A 15,059-nucleotide genomic window follows, 5' to 3' on the forward strand; every position below is an offset into this window, starting at 1 on the left:
AGAGACTGTCAGTTCAGTGAGAGCGCGTCATCTGCCATATCAGGCGGTGGCATGCTCTGGCTGAGCCGTTTCACGTCTTCTGCCGAAACGGGGGACGCATTGTTGCCCCACGCGTGGCGGATGAAGGTCACGACATCGGCGATCTGCTGATCGGTCAGTTTATGGTTGAAAGCTGGCATCGTGAAGGAGGAGGGCGCCGCTGTCATGGCGGGGAGTGTCGCGCCATCCTGGACGATATGGATGAGTGAAACCGGGTCAGCCTGCATCATGACCGGATTGCCGGCCAGAGGCGGAAAGACGGCAGGGTAGCCTTTTCCGTCCGTCCGGTGGCAGGCCGCACAGCGATCGACATAGATGCGCGCCCCCCGTGATGACAGATCCGCCTTGTGGAGCTGGGCGGTGATCGTGGGATCGTAGGTCCAGGGTGTCTGCGTCCGATCGGCAGGTTGCAAGCTCTTGAGATAATGCGCGATGGCGTGAAGGTCGTCTCTGGTCAGTTTCTGTGTGCCGTGCAGGACGGCAGAGGTCATGGAGCCGAAAACGCTGCCTGTGCTGGCACGTCCGGTCTTCAGGAAGGAAACGATGTCCTCTTCGCTCCAGCGGCCCAGTCCGGTCCGGTCTTCCTGACGGAGCGAAGGGGGTGTCCAGCCATCCACCATGGCCCCGCCAGCCAGATACAGGCTGCCGTCACTGGAAGTGAGGGCTTTTTCCTGCATTGTTACGGCGCGGGGAGAGTGACAGGCGCCGCAATGGGCCGGTCCTTCCACGAGATAGGCGCCACGGGCAAGCCGCGGATCGGTGAACTCCCGGGCGGTCCGGGTGATGGCTTTTTGGGGGGCAGGCGCAAAGACCCACCGCCAGAACGTCAGCGGCCAGCGGATGGAAAGCGGCCAGGGGATTCCATTCTTCGGAGGTGAAACCGGAGCAGCTTGGACGCCTTCCCTGAAATAGACGAACAGGGCGTGGATATCGCTGTCGGTCAGACGGGCATAGGAGGGAAAGGGCATGGCGGGATAGAGTGTCGCACCATCCTGCCGGATACCCTCCCGTAATGCGCGCCCGAACTGGCTTTCCGTATAGCGTCCGATCCCGTGTTCAGGATCCGGAGTGATGTTGGTGGAGTAGATTTTCCCCATGGGAAGGGAAAATGAAACGCCTCCGGAATATTCTGGTTTTCCATGAATGGAATGGCAGGCCGCGCAGTCGGAAGCTGCCGCCAGATAGCGGCCTTTTTCCAGGATGGCTCTGTCAGGGGGCTGTGCTGCGGCAGCCCCTGCAAGACCGGTCCCGAGGATGCATGCTGCGAGCGGAGGCCATTTCATGCCTTCACCATCGGGCCGGGGGATTTCAGGTAGGTCGTGCGGATATGGTGTGCGGCCCAGTAGGCGAGCGCGGCGACCATTCCTGTCGGATTATACCCCATGCCCTGCGGGAACGCGTTTGATCCGATGACAAAGACGTTGGATACATCCCAGCTCTGGAGATAGCGGTTGAGCGCGCTTGTCCGGGGATTGTCGCCCATGACGGCGCCTCCGCCCAGATGGGTGGTCTGGTAATTGCGGGTGTCAAAGGGCTGACCCTGATTGAGATGAACCAGATTCATTTTCGTGGCCCCCATGGCGCGCGCGATGGGCTCGATTCTGCTGACGACATACTGGTTCATGCGGATGTCGTTGTCTTTCCATGTGAAGGTCATGCGGAGCAGAGGCTGTCCGTAAGCGTCTTTCCAGGTGGGATCGAGATCCAGATAGACATCCCGGTACGCCATATTGCTTCCATGGGCGTCAATACCAAGCGAGTGTCTGTAGGTATTGATCAGGGCATCCTTATAGGCGGAGCCCCAGCGGGGTGTTCCCCCCCCTCCGGCGCCAGTAGCCGCGGCGATTGGTTTCAGTCCCGCCTGATTGACCCAGACAGGCGATCCCCCCACAAAACCCAACGGTCCATGGTCGAAATTCATGCTGTTGAAATCATCAATGGCCACTCCGGCCCCACCGGCACCGACGAACTGGTTGGTATAGATTGAGGACGGCAGCCAGACGCGCGAGGACGTAATGGTCTGGTAGACGAAATTACGACCGATCGTCCCGGTATTGCTGACGGGATCGTAAGGTTTGCCGATGCCGGATACCAACATCAGGTGCACGTTGTTAAACTGGAACGCGCCCAGGATGACCAGATCGGCGGAGAGCGAGGTTTCCTTGCGGGTTTTCGTGTCCAGATACGTGACACCGGTCGCCTTTGTTTTCGTGCTGTCGAGATCGACGCGAAGGACATGGGCATTCGGGATGAGAGAAAACCGCGGATCTTGCCTCAGTACGGGCAGGATGTTTACGTTGGGTGACGCCTTGGAATACAGGTAGCAGTCATATCCGCTGCAATAGCCGCAGAAATTGCACGGCCCCATCTGGCAGCCATAAGTGTTGGTGTACGGACGGGATGCGTTGGCGGCGGGCAGAGCATAAGGATGATATCCGGCATTTTTCGCGGCGTCGCGGAAAATCGATGCAGAAAAAGTATCCTTCATCGCTGGAAGAGGAAAATTATCGGAACGATCCGGAGAAAAAACATTTCCGTTTCCGACGATTTTTCCCTGAACCCTGTAGGATTCACCCGATGTGCCGAATACTTTTTCCGCCTTGTCGAAAAAAGGTTCGAGTTCCGCATAAGTGACGCCATAATCCTGAAGGTTCATGCCTTCGGGAATGAATTTTTCCCCATATCGTTCAATCACTGAACTGCGCAGTCTTAGATCTTCGGGCGCCACGCGGAAATGGACACCTGACCAGTGCAGTCCTGCTCCCCCCACCCCTTCGCCGGGGAGGAAAGCCGCGAGTTGCCGGTAAGGCAGGGCTGTCTGGTCCATGGTATTGCGGATCGTCACCGTTGACTGGGACAGGTTCTGGAAAAGGCGTTTGCGCACGGCACCGCGCAGTTCATCAATCGATTTCGGATAGGCGCCTTCGATCTGCGTCGTCCGTTCGGAGCCACGCTCCAGCATGACGACCGACAGCCCGGCTTCTGTCAGCTCCTTGGCCATGATTGAGCCGGCCCATCCTGCGCCCACGATGATCGCATCGACATGTTTTTCGCTCATCTTATGCGGTCTCCCCCGAGATGGAGACCGGCCCGATGGGGTAAGGCGCGCCTTCCTGATTGACCCAGTCCATGAAATCCGCCCTGGCGCCGGGGAAGCCCAGCATGATCCAGCCGCCAAGGCCTCGGTTGCCGCCATAAAGCGGATCGGCGAAGGCCCCTTCGAGCGTATTGGTCCGGAGCTGTTCGAAAAAGACGCGCCCCGATATTTCGCCAAGCTGGACGGATCCTCCTTCCAGCGCGGTCAGGATTTCGTCCTGCTGCAGGGCCGAAAGGGCTGCGAATCCCTTGCCATACTGCTGCTCTGCATAGTGCTCCACGCCGGCAATGCCCTTGCGGTACAGGTCCCGCGGTACGAACGGAAGCTGATAGCCCAGATTGGCGGGCCCCTGTTGGAAGGGGCCGGACATGTACCAGTTTTCCCCGTGGGCATAAGGTGTCTGCATCTGGCGGTCGATGAACTCCGCCACGCCCAGCACCTTTGCGCCCGGCCCGTTATGGTCGGCGGGGAAGAGGCGTTCGCTGGCCGCTTCCAGAAAATGATATTCTGCCGGATTGAAAAAGGTCGGCTGATAGGGCTGAGCTGATTCGGCTGCCAGAGCGTCTGTCCACCGGGTGCTTCCCGAGGTCATCCAGAATGATGTGGTGCCCAGAAGCCCTTTTACGAAACTGCGGCGGAGCGGACGGTTCAGTGTCGGTTCCATGGGTGGCACGGGTCTCTCCGGAAAATAGAACCAGGTCTTACAGAAAATCTGAAAATGGTTGCTTCACAAAATTCGGGTTCCTGTCCCCTAACGAAGACCGGCACAGGCCGCCAGTCATTCGTTCATCACAACATGACCAGAGATGCGAACTCAGTGGGTTGCTGTGGCATCCGTTGAGGGAAGCTTCAGTGTTCCGGGCTGGGGAGAGTGCTGGGTGGTGGGCGCGGCCGTTGTTTCACCCTCTGCGCCCGTCGGGAAAATGGCATCCGGTCCGCTGGGTGCTACAACCGGGGCTACGGTTTTCTCCGGAGTGGCGGAGATCGCAGCAGGCGTAGTCGCAGCCGGTGCCGTGGCTGTCGGGGCAGGTTCGGTTCCGGGTGCCCCGAGGGCCTGCTGCTGGACGCCACCATTGACGAGGGGCGTGCCCGTGGCATCCGTCATCCAGGACAGGAGCTTTTTGCGGATCTGGAACTCCAGCTCCACGTTCATGTCCTGCATCATCTGACTGGTCAGGGCGTAGAGTTCCCTGCGCGAGGTCCGGTCTCCGGTGTCCAGCTTGCGTGTGATGCGGGCATGGACAAAGCCGGTATGCTGGTTTCCGGCGTCCGCGATGTTTAACTGTACATCCATGGCGCCCGTTACCGCATTGTCACCCGCACGGTTCAGATAGGCCTGCTTGATGATGAAGTCGGCCTTGCCTGAACTGCCGCTGGCAATCAGGCGCTGACTGGCCATGGTTTTCAGGGCCTGATCGGGTGCGGTCGGTGCTTTGGCGGAAAGCGAGTCTGGCGTAGCGGGGGCTTCGTCCTGCACGTCGATGGAGGCTACGTTGAGATGGATCTGTGAGAGATAGCTGTAGTCGAGCGGCGGGAACGTCTGATCCGCATTGCCGTCAGAGCATGCGGCCACGCCAAGGAACAGTGCGAGAGCACCCAGACCGGTCCAGTAACGTACACGCATATCCTGTCTCCTGAAGACCTTACAGACGGCTGAAAAGGGATTTGAGCCGGCCTTTCAGCCCCTGTTTAGACGCTTGAGGGGGGGAAGCGGAAGCCGGCTGTTCGTCCGGGGATGGTGAGGGGCTCATCCCGTTCATGCCCGGCGTGAAAGACGACGAGGAGCGCGTGTCCTCTGTCTCGAGCGGGGATGCCTGTCCGGCTTCCTCGGATATTTTCGGGAGGCGGCCCGACGCCTGTCCGACCCCGAAATCCTCTGCCCTGAACGGGCGTGCCTCACGGATCAGGGCTGCATGTTCGGGATGTCGCGCATACCAGCCGAGGATCAGCCCCGGGATCATGGCGGCTCCGGGATCATCGCTGAGCAGGAGCGGAGCATCAGGATAATAGAAAGACGGGCGCAGAGCCGGAAAGTTTTCGTTCCAGATCAGATAGAAAACCGTATCTCCGTCCTGAAAGCGACTGACGTTCAGAGGGCCTGTCTGAAAGGTGATCTGGGCCAGGAGGGGGAGGGCCGTAAAGGGCGAGGAAACGATCAATGGGCCGCTTCCCCGCTGGGTCGCCAGAAGGGCGGTGATCCGGTTTTCGCCGATCTGACGGCCGTTCGGACACGGCAGGGCTTCCCCGCTGTCGGCGTGTCCCGAGGGCAGCAGAAGCGTATGTGGCGCATACCCTTCCAGCCAGGACCCCGACAGTTCATTGACGGCGATTTCGGGCAGGTTCTCGCAAAATGGCCCGGACTGGTCAGGGAGGGGAGACCCCAGAACTCCTGTTGCCAGCGGCCAGAAAACGGGATCCATGGCTGTCAGAAGGCGCCGCCGTACAGGCTGACCGAGCGCCAGAATATGGCTTGCGCTGTAATTTTCGCCCTCGAGCCACCAGCAGGCTTCCCGCCCACTGCTGCTCTCACTGAAAACAACCACGCTGAAGTCGTCCACGACCGGGGTGCGGCTGACAGGAGCCCAGCCGGGGTAGAGATGCTCGACCGGAAAGCCATCGAGCTTCACGTCATCAAGCAGGGGCAGGGTCATTCAGACCGTTCTCCAAGTTCGTCTCGGGTGAAGCTGAAACCCACATTACAGAATTCGCAGTTCATCGTGATGGCGCCGTTCTCGACCATATGGTCGAGATCATCCTCCGGGAATGTCTCAAGAACGGCTGCAAGCCTTGCCCGGTTGCATCGGCAGCCATAGGCCAGCGCACGCGGGGTCCCGAGACGGACATCCAGCGTGCCGAAAAGCCGGTGGATCAGCCTCTCGTTCGACAGGTCCGGATCAAGGACTTCCTGTTCCGTGACCGTTGCGGCCAGCGTACAGGCCGTTTCCCAGTCATCCTCGTCCTGTTCGGAGGCCCCGATCCCGCCTTCGGCTGCAATCCGCTCCAGAACCAGAGCCCCGGCCTTCCAGCCATCCGCCGATTTCGCACAGAACAGCCGGATCCAGCAGTCATGCTGCTCGCTGGTCTGGAAATAGTTCATGGCCATGTCGGCCAGCGTCGTGCCCGTCAGGTCCACGATACCCTGATGCCGGTCCATGTCCGGCCCCTGGTCGATGGTGAAGGCCATATAGCCGTCACCCAGAAGCTCCTTGGCGGTTCCGGGCAGCGCGTTACGGTCGGCATCTTCACGCAGACGCGCGAAAAACCGCAGATCCCCGCTATCCGTTGCATCCGTCACGAGCATGGAGACCGGTCCATCGCCCTTGATCTGAAGGGAAAAGGCCCCCTTGAACTTCAGGGCTGACACCATCCCTGCCACGAGTGCCAGAGCCTCTCCTCCAAGCTGCGAGACCGCATCGGGATTGTCATGGCGCGACAGGATCGCCTCCGCCAGCGGCCCGAGCCGCACCAGACGGCCCCGAACCGGGGAACGTTCCAGATAGAACGGCATGACACCGCCCGAAACGACCATGTTCGGGACGTCAGGACGGTTCGTGTCGAGGAATGGTGGTGTATCCATCACCCGTTTTCTCTCCCCCCGTTTTCTTTTCCAAGGGCCCAGAGCAGCAGGCCCTTCTGCGTATGGAGGCGGTTTTCCGCCTCGTCAAAGACGACGGATGCCGGGCCTTCAAAGACCTCGGACGTCACTTCCTCTCCGATATGGGCAGGCAGGCAGTGCAGGAACAGGGCATCGGGGGCAGCTTTTGCCATCAGCGCCATATCGACCTGATAGGGCTGGAACACCCTGAGCCGTTTCTCGCGGTCCGTATCCCCCATGCTGACCCAGGTATCCGTCAGTATGGCATCGGCTCCCGCAACGGCTTCTGCCGGATCGCGGAAGACCTCGATGGTCGCGCCATGAGCCCGCGCCCACTCCACGGCATCAGGATTGGGCGAAAAGTTTTCCGGCGTGGCCAGACGGACATTGAATCCCAGCAGGGCAGCGCCCTCCATCAGCGAGGTGGCGACGTTGTTGCCATCGCCGATCCAGGCCAGCGTTTTTCCACGGATCGGGCCGCGATGTTCCTCGAATGTCAGGACATCTGCCAGGATCTGGATTGGATGGGAGACGGGCGTCAGACCATTGATGACCGGGACCGAGCTCCATTTCGCCAGTTCGCGCAGATTGGCATCATTCCCGGTCCGCAGAACGATCACGTCCAGAAAACGCGACAGTACCCGGGCAGTATCGGCGACCGTCTCGCCCCGGCCAAGCTGCATGTCTCCGGGCGAAAGAACCGAAACCGATCCGCCAAGCTGTCCCATTCCGACTTCGAATGACACGCGGGTGCGGGTTGAAGGCTGGGCCAGGATCAGACCAAGGCTGCGCCCTTCGAGGGGGCGATCCGGATGCAGCGGCTGACGGCGGCCGTTCTGCATCGCCTTGACCTTCGCGGACAGGTCGATGATCTGCCGGATGACCTCGGGCGTAAAATCGCGCAGGTCGAGAAAATGTCTTGGTGTCTGCGGCGCTTTTGCCGGAGTCCGGGGGGCTGCTGTCGGGCTCACGATGCGTTCTCCTGCAGGGCAGAGGCTTTCAGGGACAGGGCCGCCTTCACGAGCCGTTCGCAGGCTTCGCGGCACTCCGCTTCCGTCACGATCAGGGGCGGGACGAGCCGCAGCACATTGTCGCCGGCACCGACGGTCAGAAGATTCTGGGCCAGAACGGCCTGCATCACGTCCGCAACAGGCGGTATGCAGTGTAGTCCCCGCATCAGCCCAAGCCCGCGGACGTTGTCGAAAACGCCTTCGGACCGTCTGACGACGTCTTCGAGCATCTTTCCGAATGATTCTCCGACGCTGCGGACATGCTCCAGAAAGCCGGGGCTCAGGATTTCCTCCAGAACGGCCAGGCCCGCCGCACAGGCCAGCGGATTGCCACCAAAAGTCGTCCCGTGCGAGCCGGGAGTCAGATGCCGCGCCAGTTCTTCCGTTGCGAGGACGGCACCCAGCGGGAAACCGCCACCGATCCCCTTGGCGACGGAAATCACGTCCGGACGGACATCATACCATTCATGCGCGAACAGTTTGCCCGTCCGGCCGACGCCGGTCTGGACTTCATCGAAGCCCAGATACAGCCCGTATTCATCACAGACGGCACGAAGCCCTGCCATGAACTCACGGGTCGCCGGCTTGATTCCGCTCTCCCCCTGAACGGGTTCGACGACGATGCCTGCCGTCTGCGGGGTAATGGCCTCGCGCAGGGTATTGGTGTTGTTGAACGGCGCATGGTCGAACCCGTCCACCACCGGGCCGAAGCCCTTCTGGTAGGCAGGGTTTCCCGTTGCCGAAATCATGGCCAGCGTCCGGCCGTGGAATGCCCCGTCGAAGCACAGGATATGGGTCCGTTCGGGATGGCCGTTCTCGAACTGGGCACGGCGGATCATCTTGACCATGCCCTCGTTGGCCTCGGCGCCCGAATTGCAGAACAGCACCGAGTCCGCGAATGTATTCTGCACCAGCAGTTCCGCCAGCTTCTCGGCCTGCGGAATCCGGTACAGGTTCGAGACATGCATGACCTTCGCGGCCTGTTCCGCAATGGTCTTCACCAGTTTCGGATGGGCATGTCCCAGCGAGGTCACGGCGATGCCTGCCCCGAAATCCAGATATCGTCGCCCGTTCGTCGCCGTCAGCCAGACGCCTTCGCCCTGCTCGAAAGCAAGGTCGGCACGTTTGTAATTCGGCATCAGCGCGGGGATCATGATGGATCTCTGAATATCTGGTTGAAAACGAAACGGTTTACGCGGAATCGCAAAACCCTGCTCTGGTTGCCCGGAGCAGGGCTTCAAGTTCCGTATGCCCATAGTGAAGGGCAGAAAGGGGTTCCGTCAAACCCCGACGCAACAGAATGTCGCGGTTAACCTGGCAGATCAGACGCGCTGATACACCAGATCCCGCGCCAGCCAGCATCCGACGCGTACGGCCGTCACGCTGCCCCCCTGCCGTTCGAACGCCAGTGTCCAGTCGCCGGGGGCCGTATGATCCAGGGCGCGCGGACAGGGCAGAACCCACACATCCTTTGCCAGACGCTGGAGCATTTCCACCCTGCCGTCTCCGAGAATGCCGGAAAAACCGCCATAAACCACGCCGCCAGCCAGTTCGATGGTTACTTCGGCTTCGTCCAGTTCCTCGCAGCGATAGACGCCTGCCAGTTCGGCAATGTCCTCGCCGGGTGTTTCGTCACAGCGTGTCAGGATGCCGGTCCGGTTTTCTCCTGGCCGTTCCATCCGGACTTCCATGTGCTCCGCTATGTCCTGCCCTGCATCCTGCGCAGCCAGAACCACCGAGGGCGTTTCCGCCCGTTTTGCGGAAACGCCTTCCAGCAGTTCCGGCACCATCAGGTATCGCAGTTTTGCGCCACCGGGTGCGGGTTCGATTCGGGCTGACAGTCCCGTCTCCCGCTCCAGATAGGTGCCATACAGTGCCGTCGGCTGCTGCGTGCTGCGGTCCGGCTCGTAAGGAACGCCAAGGGCCGCCGCCAGAATCTGGGCAGCCGCAACCTGTGCTGCGCTCATGTGATTGAACATCACCACGACTGACAGGCGCTCGGAGGCCACATGCAGACGATGGGAGCGCCAGCCCCGCAGGGCGCCACCATGCATCGTGACATCCCGTCCGAACATCGTGTTCCGCTGCAGGCCGAATCCATAAGGAGCGGCCTGACCGTCACTGAACGTCACCGGGGTGGTCAGGCGCCGGTAAAGACCGTCCGGGTTTTCGCGTGTGGCGTCGATGAAGCGCTCCCAGGCGATCATGTCATCCAGCGAGGCCCCCAGCCCCGCATCCCCCGTCCACCAGATATTGTTGATGGCGGGTCGGAATCCGCTTTCTACGCTGCCTTCATATCCGACCGTCCCATCCGGCATGGCCCGCGTTTCGGCGGCGAGGATTGCCCGTTCCATGCCGACCGGATTGAAGATTGATGTCTGGAGCAGTTCGGCGAAGCTGCGCCCTGTCCGGTCCTGAAGAATGTCGGAAATCAGCCTGAAATTCTGGTTCACATAGGAATAGGATGTGCCGGGCTGGAACTGGAGCGTCCGCGTTCCGTCAATGACGCGCCGGGCCTCGCGATCGCCGAAATATCCCTCGATCGGCGCGCCATGCAGCATGGCTACGGCCCAGTAATCCCGTAGCCCCGACTGGTTGTGCGCCAGATGCAGCATCCCTGGAGCGGGCTCGTCGAGCTGGGGCAGGCGCGCATCGACGTCCGCGTCCAGTTCGGACGGATCATCGTACAGGTCCAGCAGCGTCCCGCAGGTGAACTGCTTGGTGATGGAGCACATGCGAAACAGCGTGGACGGTGTGAACGGAATTCGGCGCTCCACATTCGCATAGCCCCAGCCATGCCGGATCAGAACCTCACCGTCCTTCAGGACGGCCACGGCCCCGCCGGGACCGGGGAAACGGACGGGAAGGGCGGAGACAGCCGCTTCGAGACGGGCAGAGAGGGGTGCGGAAAGTGAGTCGCTCATGGTGGAATGATGGCTCCAGACCGTCTTGCCGTAAATGCCCTTCCCGCCGCATACTCCCTCCATCATGGAGGACAGCCCCGCCACACCCCCTGCGATCCCGGATGCCGCATCCCTGCGGGAAGCTGCACTGGCCCATCTCGCCCGTTTCGCCACAACCGAACAGGGCCTGCGGCAGGTTCTGGACCGCCGCCTGCGCCGCTGGGGCGTGCGCGCCTCCCGGGCCGGCCTGCCGGACGAAGATATCGAATCCGCCATCGCCGTCGTCCGCTCCGCCATCGACGGGATCGTCGCATCCATGACCGATCTCGGAGCGGTGGACGATGCCGGCTTTGCCCGCAACCGCGCCGTCAGCCTGACGCGGACCGGCCGTTCCCGCCGGGCCGTGGAGGCCCATCTTGCCAGCAAGGGTGTCGATCAGGACACGATGCGGGAAGCGCTCGACGACTCGCTGGGGGAACGGTCGGACAGCACCGCGCAGGAGGCGGAACTGGCCGCTGCCCTGGTTCTGGCCCGCAAGCGCCGCCTCGGCCCCTTCCAGCGTCCGGACCGGGAAGAAGAGGACCCGCTCAAGGCTCTGGGCGTCTTCGCGCGCAACGGCTTTTCCCGCGATGTCGCCCAGAGCGTGCTGGATATGGACCCCGATGAGGCGGAAGACCGCATCATCGCCTTCCGGAGTCTCTGAGGCCGTGACGGCGATGAATGTTTTTCCTTTCCGTGGACTGTCCCTTTGCGCCCTGCTGCTCCTTGGCGCCTGTAGTGGCAGCCATGAATACAGCCGCGCCAGCTTCAACGGCCCGCTGCAATGTGCGCCTTACGCCCGGCAGCGCACGGGCCTGAAGCTGAGCGGAGCGGCCGCTTCTTGGTGGAGGCAGTCCGCCGGACGCTATGGCCATACCCACACCCCCCGTCCCGGCGAGGTGCTGGTTTTCCGGGCCACGTCCCGCGTGCCGAGCGGCCATGTTTCCATCGTACGCCGGCAGGTCTCGGACCGGATGATTCTCGTCGATCATGCCAACTGGGAGCCGGGGAGGATCGATCACGCCGTACCCGTCACGGATGTTTCCACCCGTCATGACTGGACGCTCGTGAGGGTCTGGTGGGCCCCGGTTCATGCGCTCGGACGGCGCGCTTACCCGACCTACGGGTTCATTTCATCGCAGGACAGTGACGACGCTTCCTGAGAGGAACGCTTGCACAATCGCCCAAGCCTTGCCACATGATGGGAGCCTTGGCTTTTCGGAGTAATACATTATGGGCAGCATGAGCCCCGTTCACTGGCTGATCCTGGCGGTCGTCCTGCTCGTCGTGTTTGGCGGCGGTGGAAAGATCAGCGGCCTGATGGGAGACTTCGCGAAGGGCATCAAGTCCTTCAAGAAGAACATGGCCGACGATGAATCCATGACCTCGCCGGAAGCCGGTCAGGCTCCGGGTCACATCTCGCCGCCGAACCAGAACCCTGGCTACAGCCAGACGACCAGCAGCGAAACGCACCGCAATCAGGCCTGATGCAGACCCTCAAGGTTGATGAAAGCTGGAGCAATGCCTGCCGTCAGATCGTGCAGGCTGGCCAGCGGATGGACCAGCGCGGCTGGGTTCCGGCTACGGCGGGCAATCTGTCGTGCCGCCTGCCCGATGGCCGGATCGCCATCACGCGCTCGGGTGGTCACAAGGGCTTTCTGACGGACAGTGACGTCATCGGGATCACCCCCGACGGTGTTCCGGTCGACCCCGTCAGCCGTGCCAGCGCGGAAACGCTTCTGCATACGCAGCTTTACGCCCATGATCCCGCGATCGGGGCCGTTCTGCATGGCCATTCCGTCGCCGCGACCATTCTCTCCATGGATGAACCGTCCGACGCGATCACGCTGGCAGGCTACGAGGTCCTCAAGGTGTTCGAGGGCCAGACGACCCACGATACCAGTCTCGAACTGCCCCTGTTTCATAATGATCAGGACATCGCGCGTCTGGCCACGGTCGTCGCACCAAAGCTCGCGGATATGCGCCTCGGCTATCTGATCCGCGGTCATGGCGTGTATGTCTGGGGCAAGGACATGTTCACGGCGCTGGCCCGTCTTGAAGGGCTTGAGTTCCTGCTGGCCTGCGAGCTTGCCCGTCTGCAGAAGAAGGCCTGACCATGAGCCGCCTGACTGTCTATCGTGACGATACCCCCGAGACGATCCTGCTGGACGTGACAACGCCCGGCGAGATCGCGGAAACGCTGCGTCCCCACAACATCCGTTTCGACCGCTGGTCCGCTCCCGTCACACCAGCCCCCGACGCCCCGGCGGAAGAGGTGCTGGACGCCTATCGTCCCTATCTCGATACGCTGATGGGTGAGACGGGGGCCGGCAGCGCGGACGTGGTGCGGATCAATGCCGCCACGCCGAACCTGCCGGAACTGCGCAAGAAGTTCCTGTCCGAGCACACCCACAGTGAAGACGAAGTCCGCTTCTTCGTGCACGGGCAGGGCGCGTTCGTCCTGCATATCCACGGGCGCGTCTATTCCGTCCTGTGCACGGAAGGCGACCTGATCTCCGTCCCCGCAGGCATCCCGCACTGGTTCGACGCCGGGCCGAACCCGGATGTCGTGGCCCTGCGCATCTTCACCGACACGACCGGCTGGATCGCGCAATATACCGGCGATGACATTGCCAGCCGTTTCCCGGCCGAAGTGCCTGCCGAAGCTTTCGGCAACTCCTGAAAGTCCCCCATGATCCGTCTCGTCCTGCTTGATATCGAGGGCACAACCCTGCCGATCTCTTTCGTGCGGGACGTCATGTTCCCCTATGCTGCGAAAGCCCTGCCGGCCCTGATGCAGGACCATACGAACCCGACCGTCGTGGCCGCCCGGGCGGATATCGTCATGGAGCATCCGGGACAGGACCCGCTGAAGGTCTGTCAGGACTGGATGAAGGCGGATGTAAAAGCCGCGCCCCTCAAGACGCTTCAGGGTCTGACCTGGCGTCAGGGTTTCGAGGATGGCACCCTGAGAGCGGATCTTTACGTAGATGTCCCTCCCGCCCTGAAGGCATGGGCGAAAGGCGGTCTGCGTCTGGCTGTCTACTCTTCCGGCTCCATCCCGTCGCAGAAACTGCTCTACGGACACACGGAGCAGGGTGACCTGACGCCTTTGTTCGAGGATTTCTTCGATCTTTCGACCGGCGGGAAAAAAGACGCCGCGTCCTATGAAAAGATCACCGCCGCAGTCGGGCTGCCCCCGGCCGAAATCCTGTTCCTGTCCGATATCGGTGCCGAACTTGATGCGGCCCAGAGGGCGGGCCTGACCGTCTGTCAACTCGTCCGCGAGCAGGACGGCACCGTTCCTCACCCCGGCGTGCCGCAGGCTCCGGACCTGAACGCTGTCTCCACCCAGTTCGGCCTGCCTGTCGCATGATCCTGCATACGGACTGGCGCAATATTCCTGCCTCTGCCCGCAATACGGTGGCCGCGCTGGGCAATTTCGACGGCGTGCATCGCGGGCATGTCCACCTGCTTCAGACGTTGCGGATGGCGCGACCGGACCATCCGCTTTCGGTCATCACGTTCGATCCCCATCCCCGTACACTGTTCCGCCCGCAGGATCCCCCCTTCCGCCTGATGCTGCCGGACGTGCGTGCGGCTGCGCTTGGCGAACAGGGGGTGGAGCATGTGTTCCAGATTCCGTTCGATGCGGAATTTTCCCATCTGGTCGCTGATCAGTTCGTGAACGACGTTCTGGTGAACGGCCTTGGGGTCGCACATGTGGCCTGTGGGGCGGATTTCGCCTTCGGTCACCGCCGCACCGGCAATATCGAACGCCTTGAGGCCCTTCTCGCACCCCACGGAATCGGCCTGACGATTGTGCCGCAGCTTGCCGATGACGGCGGTCCGATCTCCTCCAGCCGGGTCCGTCGCCTGCTGCAGGAAGGCTATCCCGAACGTGCCGCTGCGGAACTCGGACGTCCCTGGTGCATCACCGGACCCGTCATGCACGGAGACCAGCGCGGGCGTCTGCTCGGCTTTCCCACCGCCAATATTCCCCTGACGCAGCATCTCGAACCGGCGCGCGGCGTCTATGCCGCCCGCGTCACGCTGCCCGATGGCCGGGTCATTCCCGGTGTTGCCAATATCGGCCGCCGTCCCACCATCAATGACGGTCAGGAAAGCCGGCTCGAAGTCCATCTCTTCGATTTCAACGAAGACCTGTATGGCCAGATTCTCAGCGTCGCCCTGATCGCCCTGCTGCGCGAAGAGAAGAAGTTCTCCGGCCTGGACGAACTCAAGGCCCAGATCGTCTGCGATGCAGCACAGGCTCGGTCCATTCTGGGGGCCTGAAGCCCGCAAAATCCTTGTGTCTCCGAATCTTTGTACCGTCCGCAGCCCCCTTTTCCGACACCGGGAAAGGGTTTTTTCTT

General features: G+C 61.8%; 16 protein-coding genes. 7 read left to right on the top strand and 9 right to left on the bottom strand.

Going from position 1 to position 15,059, the window contains the following annotated elements; genetic code table 11:
• Nucleotides 1-8 precede the first annotated feature (8 nt).
• From ABF859_RS09530 to ABF859_RS09570, 9 genes are all read right to left on the bottom strand, one after another.
• Nucleotides 9-1,322 carry a c-type cytochrome gene (locus tag ABF859_RS09530; protein ID WP_415527541.1) on the bottom strand — a complete coding sequence of 438 codons (1,314 nt, stop codon included), beginning with the start codon at nt 1,320-1,322 and terminating at the stop codon, nt 9-11.
• Nucleotides 1,319-3,097, bottom strand: a complete 1,779-nt coding sequence (locus ABF859_RS09535; RefSeq protein WP_415527542.1) for a GMC family oxidoreductase — start codon at nt 3,095-3,097, stop codon at nt 1,319-1,321. Before ABF859_RS09535 ends, ABF859_RS09530 begins: the two co-directional genes overlap by 4 nt.
• A 1-nt stretch (nt 3,098) precedes the next feature.
• Nucleotides 3,099-3,809: a gluconate 2-dehydrogenase subunit 3 family protein gene (locus tag ABF859_RS09540; protein ID WP_415527543.1), complete on the bottom strand. Its 711-nt coding sequence runs from the start codon at nt 3,807-3,809 to the stop codon at nt 3,099-3,101.
• A 141-nt stretch (nt 3,810-3,950) separates the two neighbouring features.
• Complete coding sequence (locus ABF859_RS09545) at nt 3,951-4,760, bottom strand: hypothetical protein (RefSeq protein WP_415527544.1); 810 nt, start codon at nt 4,758-4,760, stop codon at nt 3,951-3,953.
• 19 nt (nt 4,761-4,779) lie between these two features.
• On the bottom strand, nt 4,780-5,787 hold the full coding sequence (locus tag ABF859_RS09550) for a hypothetical protein (protein ID WP_415527545.1): 1,008 nt from the start codon (nt 5,785-5,787) through the stop codon (nt 4,780-4,782).
• The gene (locus ABF859_RS09555; RefSeq protein ID WP_415527546.1) at nt 5,784-6,713 is read right to left on the bottom strand and encodes an Hsp33 family molecular chaperone HslO; all 930 of its coding nucleotides are present in this window, start codon (nt 6,711-6,713) and stop codon (nt 5,784-5,786) included. Before ABF859_RS09555 ends, ABF859_RS09550 begins: the two co-directional genes overlap by 4 nt.
• Nucleotides 6,713-7,777 (bottom strand): ornithine carbamoyltransferase, encoded by a 1,065-nt coding sequence (gene argF, locus ABF859_RS09560; RefSeq protein WP_415527547.1) that lies wholly within the window; start codon nt 7,775-7,777, stop codon nt 6,713-6,715. The genes ABF859_RS09555 and argF overlap by 1 nt, the downstream gene beginning before the upstream one ends.
• Nucleotides 7,699-8,895: an aspartate aminotransferase family protein gene (locus ABF859_RS09565; protein WP_415527548.1), complete on the bottom strand. Its 1,197-nt coding sequence runs from the start codon at nt 8,893-8,895 to the stop codon at nt 7,699-7,701. The genes argF and ABF859_RS09565 overlap by 79 nt, the downstream gene beginning before the upstream one ends.
• Before the next feature lie 168 nt (nt 8,896-9,063).
• Nucleotides 9,064-10,665: a D-aminopeptidase gene (locus ABF859_RS09570; RefSeq protein WP_415527549.1), complete on the bottom strand. Its 1,602-nt coding sequence runs from the start codon at nt 10,663-10,665 to the stop codon at nt 9,064-9,066.
• A 64-nt stretch (nt 10,666-10,729) separates the two neighbouring features.
• On the opposite strand from ABF859_RS09570, the gene ABF859_RS09575 reads away from it, so the two are divergent.
• From ABF859_RS09575 to ABF859_RS09605, 7 genes are all read left to right on the top strand, one after another.
• Nucleotides 10,730-11,347, top strand: a complete 618-nt coding sequence (locus ABF859_RS09575) for a regulatory protein RecX (RefSeq protein WP_415527550.1) — start codon at nt 10,730-10,732, stop codon at nt 11,345-11,347.
• 13 nt (nt 11,348-11,360) lie between these two features.
• Nucleotides 11,361-11,846: a CHAP domain-containing protein gene (locus ABF859_RS09580; protein WP_415527609.1), complete on the top strand. Its 486-nt coding sequence runs from the start codon at nt 11,361-11,363 to the stop codon at nt 11,844-11,846.
• A 70-nt stretch (nt 11,847-11,916) separates the two neighbouring features.
• Nucleotides 11,917-12,171 carry a twin-arginine translocase TatA/TatE family subunit gene (locus tag ABF859_RS09585; RefSeq protein WP_415527551.1) on the top strand — a complete coding sequence of 85 codons (255 nt, stop codon included), beginning with the start codon at nt 11,917-11,919 and terminating at the stop codon, nt 12,169-12,171.
• Entirely contained in the window at nt 12,171-12,797 is a 627-nt protein-coding gene (locus ABF859_RS09590) for a methylthioribulose 1-phosphate dehydratase (RefSeq protein ID WP_415527552.1), read from the top strand. The genes ABF859_RS09585 and ABF859_RS09590 overlap by 1 nt, the downstream gene beginning before the upstream one ends.
• Before the next feature lie 2 nt (nt 12,798-12,799).
• On the top strand, nt 12,800-13,366 hold the full coding sequence (locus ABF859_RS09595) for a 1,2-dihydroxy-3-keto-5-methylthiopentene dioxygenase (RefSeq protein WP_415527553.1): 567 nt from the start codon (nt 12,800-12,802) through the stop codon (nt 13,364-13,366).
• Nucleotides 13,367-13,375: 9 nt separating this feature from the next.
• Nucleotides 13,376-14,059, top strand: a complete 684-nt coding sequence (gene mtnC / locus ABF859_RS09600) for an acireductone synthase (protein WP_415527554.1) — start codon at nt 13,376-13,378, stop codon at nt 14,057-14,059.
• Nucleotides 14,056-14,979, top strand: a complete 924-nt coding sequence (locus ABF859_RS09605) for a bifunctional riboflavin kinase/FAD synthetase (protein ID WP_415527555.1) — start codon at nt 14,056-14,058, stop codon at nt 14,977-14,979. Before mtnC ends, ABF859_RS09605 begins: the two co-directional genes overlap by 4 nt.
• Nucleotides 14,980-15,059 lie beyond the last annotated feature (80 nt).

Origin of the sequence: Gluconobacter sp. (assembly GCF_047722525.1) — a bacterium.
GTDB lineage: Bacteria > Pseudomonadota > Alphaproteobacteria > Acetobacterales > Acetobacteraceae > Gluconobacter.

What these genes read in the sequence shown, in the direction of transcription:
- ABF859_RS09545 (WP_415527544.1), bottom strand. Translation starts at nt 4,760, where the DNA reads ATGCGTGTACGTTACTGGACCGGTCTGGGTGCTCTCGCACTGTTCCTT.
- ABF859_RS09575 (WP_415527550.1), top strand. Translation starts at nt 10,730, where the DNA reads ATGGAGGACAGCCCCGCCACACCCCCTGCGATCCCGGATGCCGCATCC.
- mtnC (WP_415527554.1), top strand. Translation starts at nt 13,376, where the DNA reads ATGATCCGTCTCGTCCTGCTTGATATCGAGGGCACAACCCTGCCGATC.
- ABF859_RS09555 (WP_415527546.1), bottom strand. Translation starts at nt 6,713, where the DNA reads ATGGATACACCACCATTCCTCGACACGAACCGTCCTGACGTCCCGAAC.
- ABF859_RS09595 (WP_415527553.1), top strand. Translation starts at nt 12,800, where the DNA reads ATGAGCCGCCTGACTGTCTATCGTGACGATACCCCCGAGACGATCCTG.
- ABF859_RS09590 (WP_415527552.1), top strand. Translation starts at nt 12,171, where the DNA reads ATGCAGACCCTCAAGGTTGATGAAAGCTGGAGCAATGCCTGCCGTCAG.
- ABF859_RS09570 (WP_415527549.1), bottom strand. Translation starts at nt 10,665, where the DNA reads ATGAGCGACTCACTTTCCGCACCCCTCTCTGCCCGTCTCGAAGCGGCT.
- ABF859_RS09580 (WP_415527609.1), top strand. Translation starts at nt 11,361, where the DNA reads ATGAATGTTTTTCCTTTCCGTGGACTGTCCCTTTGCGCCCTGCTGCTC.
- ABF859_RS09535 (WP_415527542.1), bottom strand. Translation starts at nt 3,097, where the DNA reads ATGAGCGAAAAACATGTCGATGCGATCATCGTGGGCGCAGGATGGGCC.
- ABF859_RS09605 (WP_415527555.1), top strand. Translation starts at nt 14,056, where the DNA reads ATGATCCTGCATACGGACTGGCGCAATATTCCTGCCTCTGCCCGCAAT.
- ABF859_RS09550 (WP_415527545.1), bottom strand. Translation starts at nt 5,787, where the DNA reads ATGACCCTGCCCCTGCTTGATGACGTGAAGCTCGATGGCTTTCCGGTC.
- ABF859_RS09585 (WP_415527551.1), top strand. Translation starts at nt 11,917, where the DNA reads ATGGGCAGCATGAGCCCCGTTCACTGGCTGATCCTGGCGGTCGTCCTG.
- ABF859_RS09565 (WP_415527548.1), bottom strand. Translation starts at nt 8,895, where the DNA reads ATGATCCCCGCGCTGATGCCGAATTACAAACGTGCCGACCTTGCTTTC.
- ABF859_RS09530 (WP_415527541.1), bottom strand. Translation starts at nt 1,322, where the DNA reads ATGAAATGGCCTCCGCTCGCAGCATGCATCCTCGGGACCGGTCTTGCA.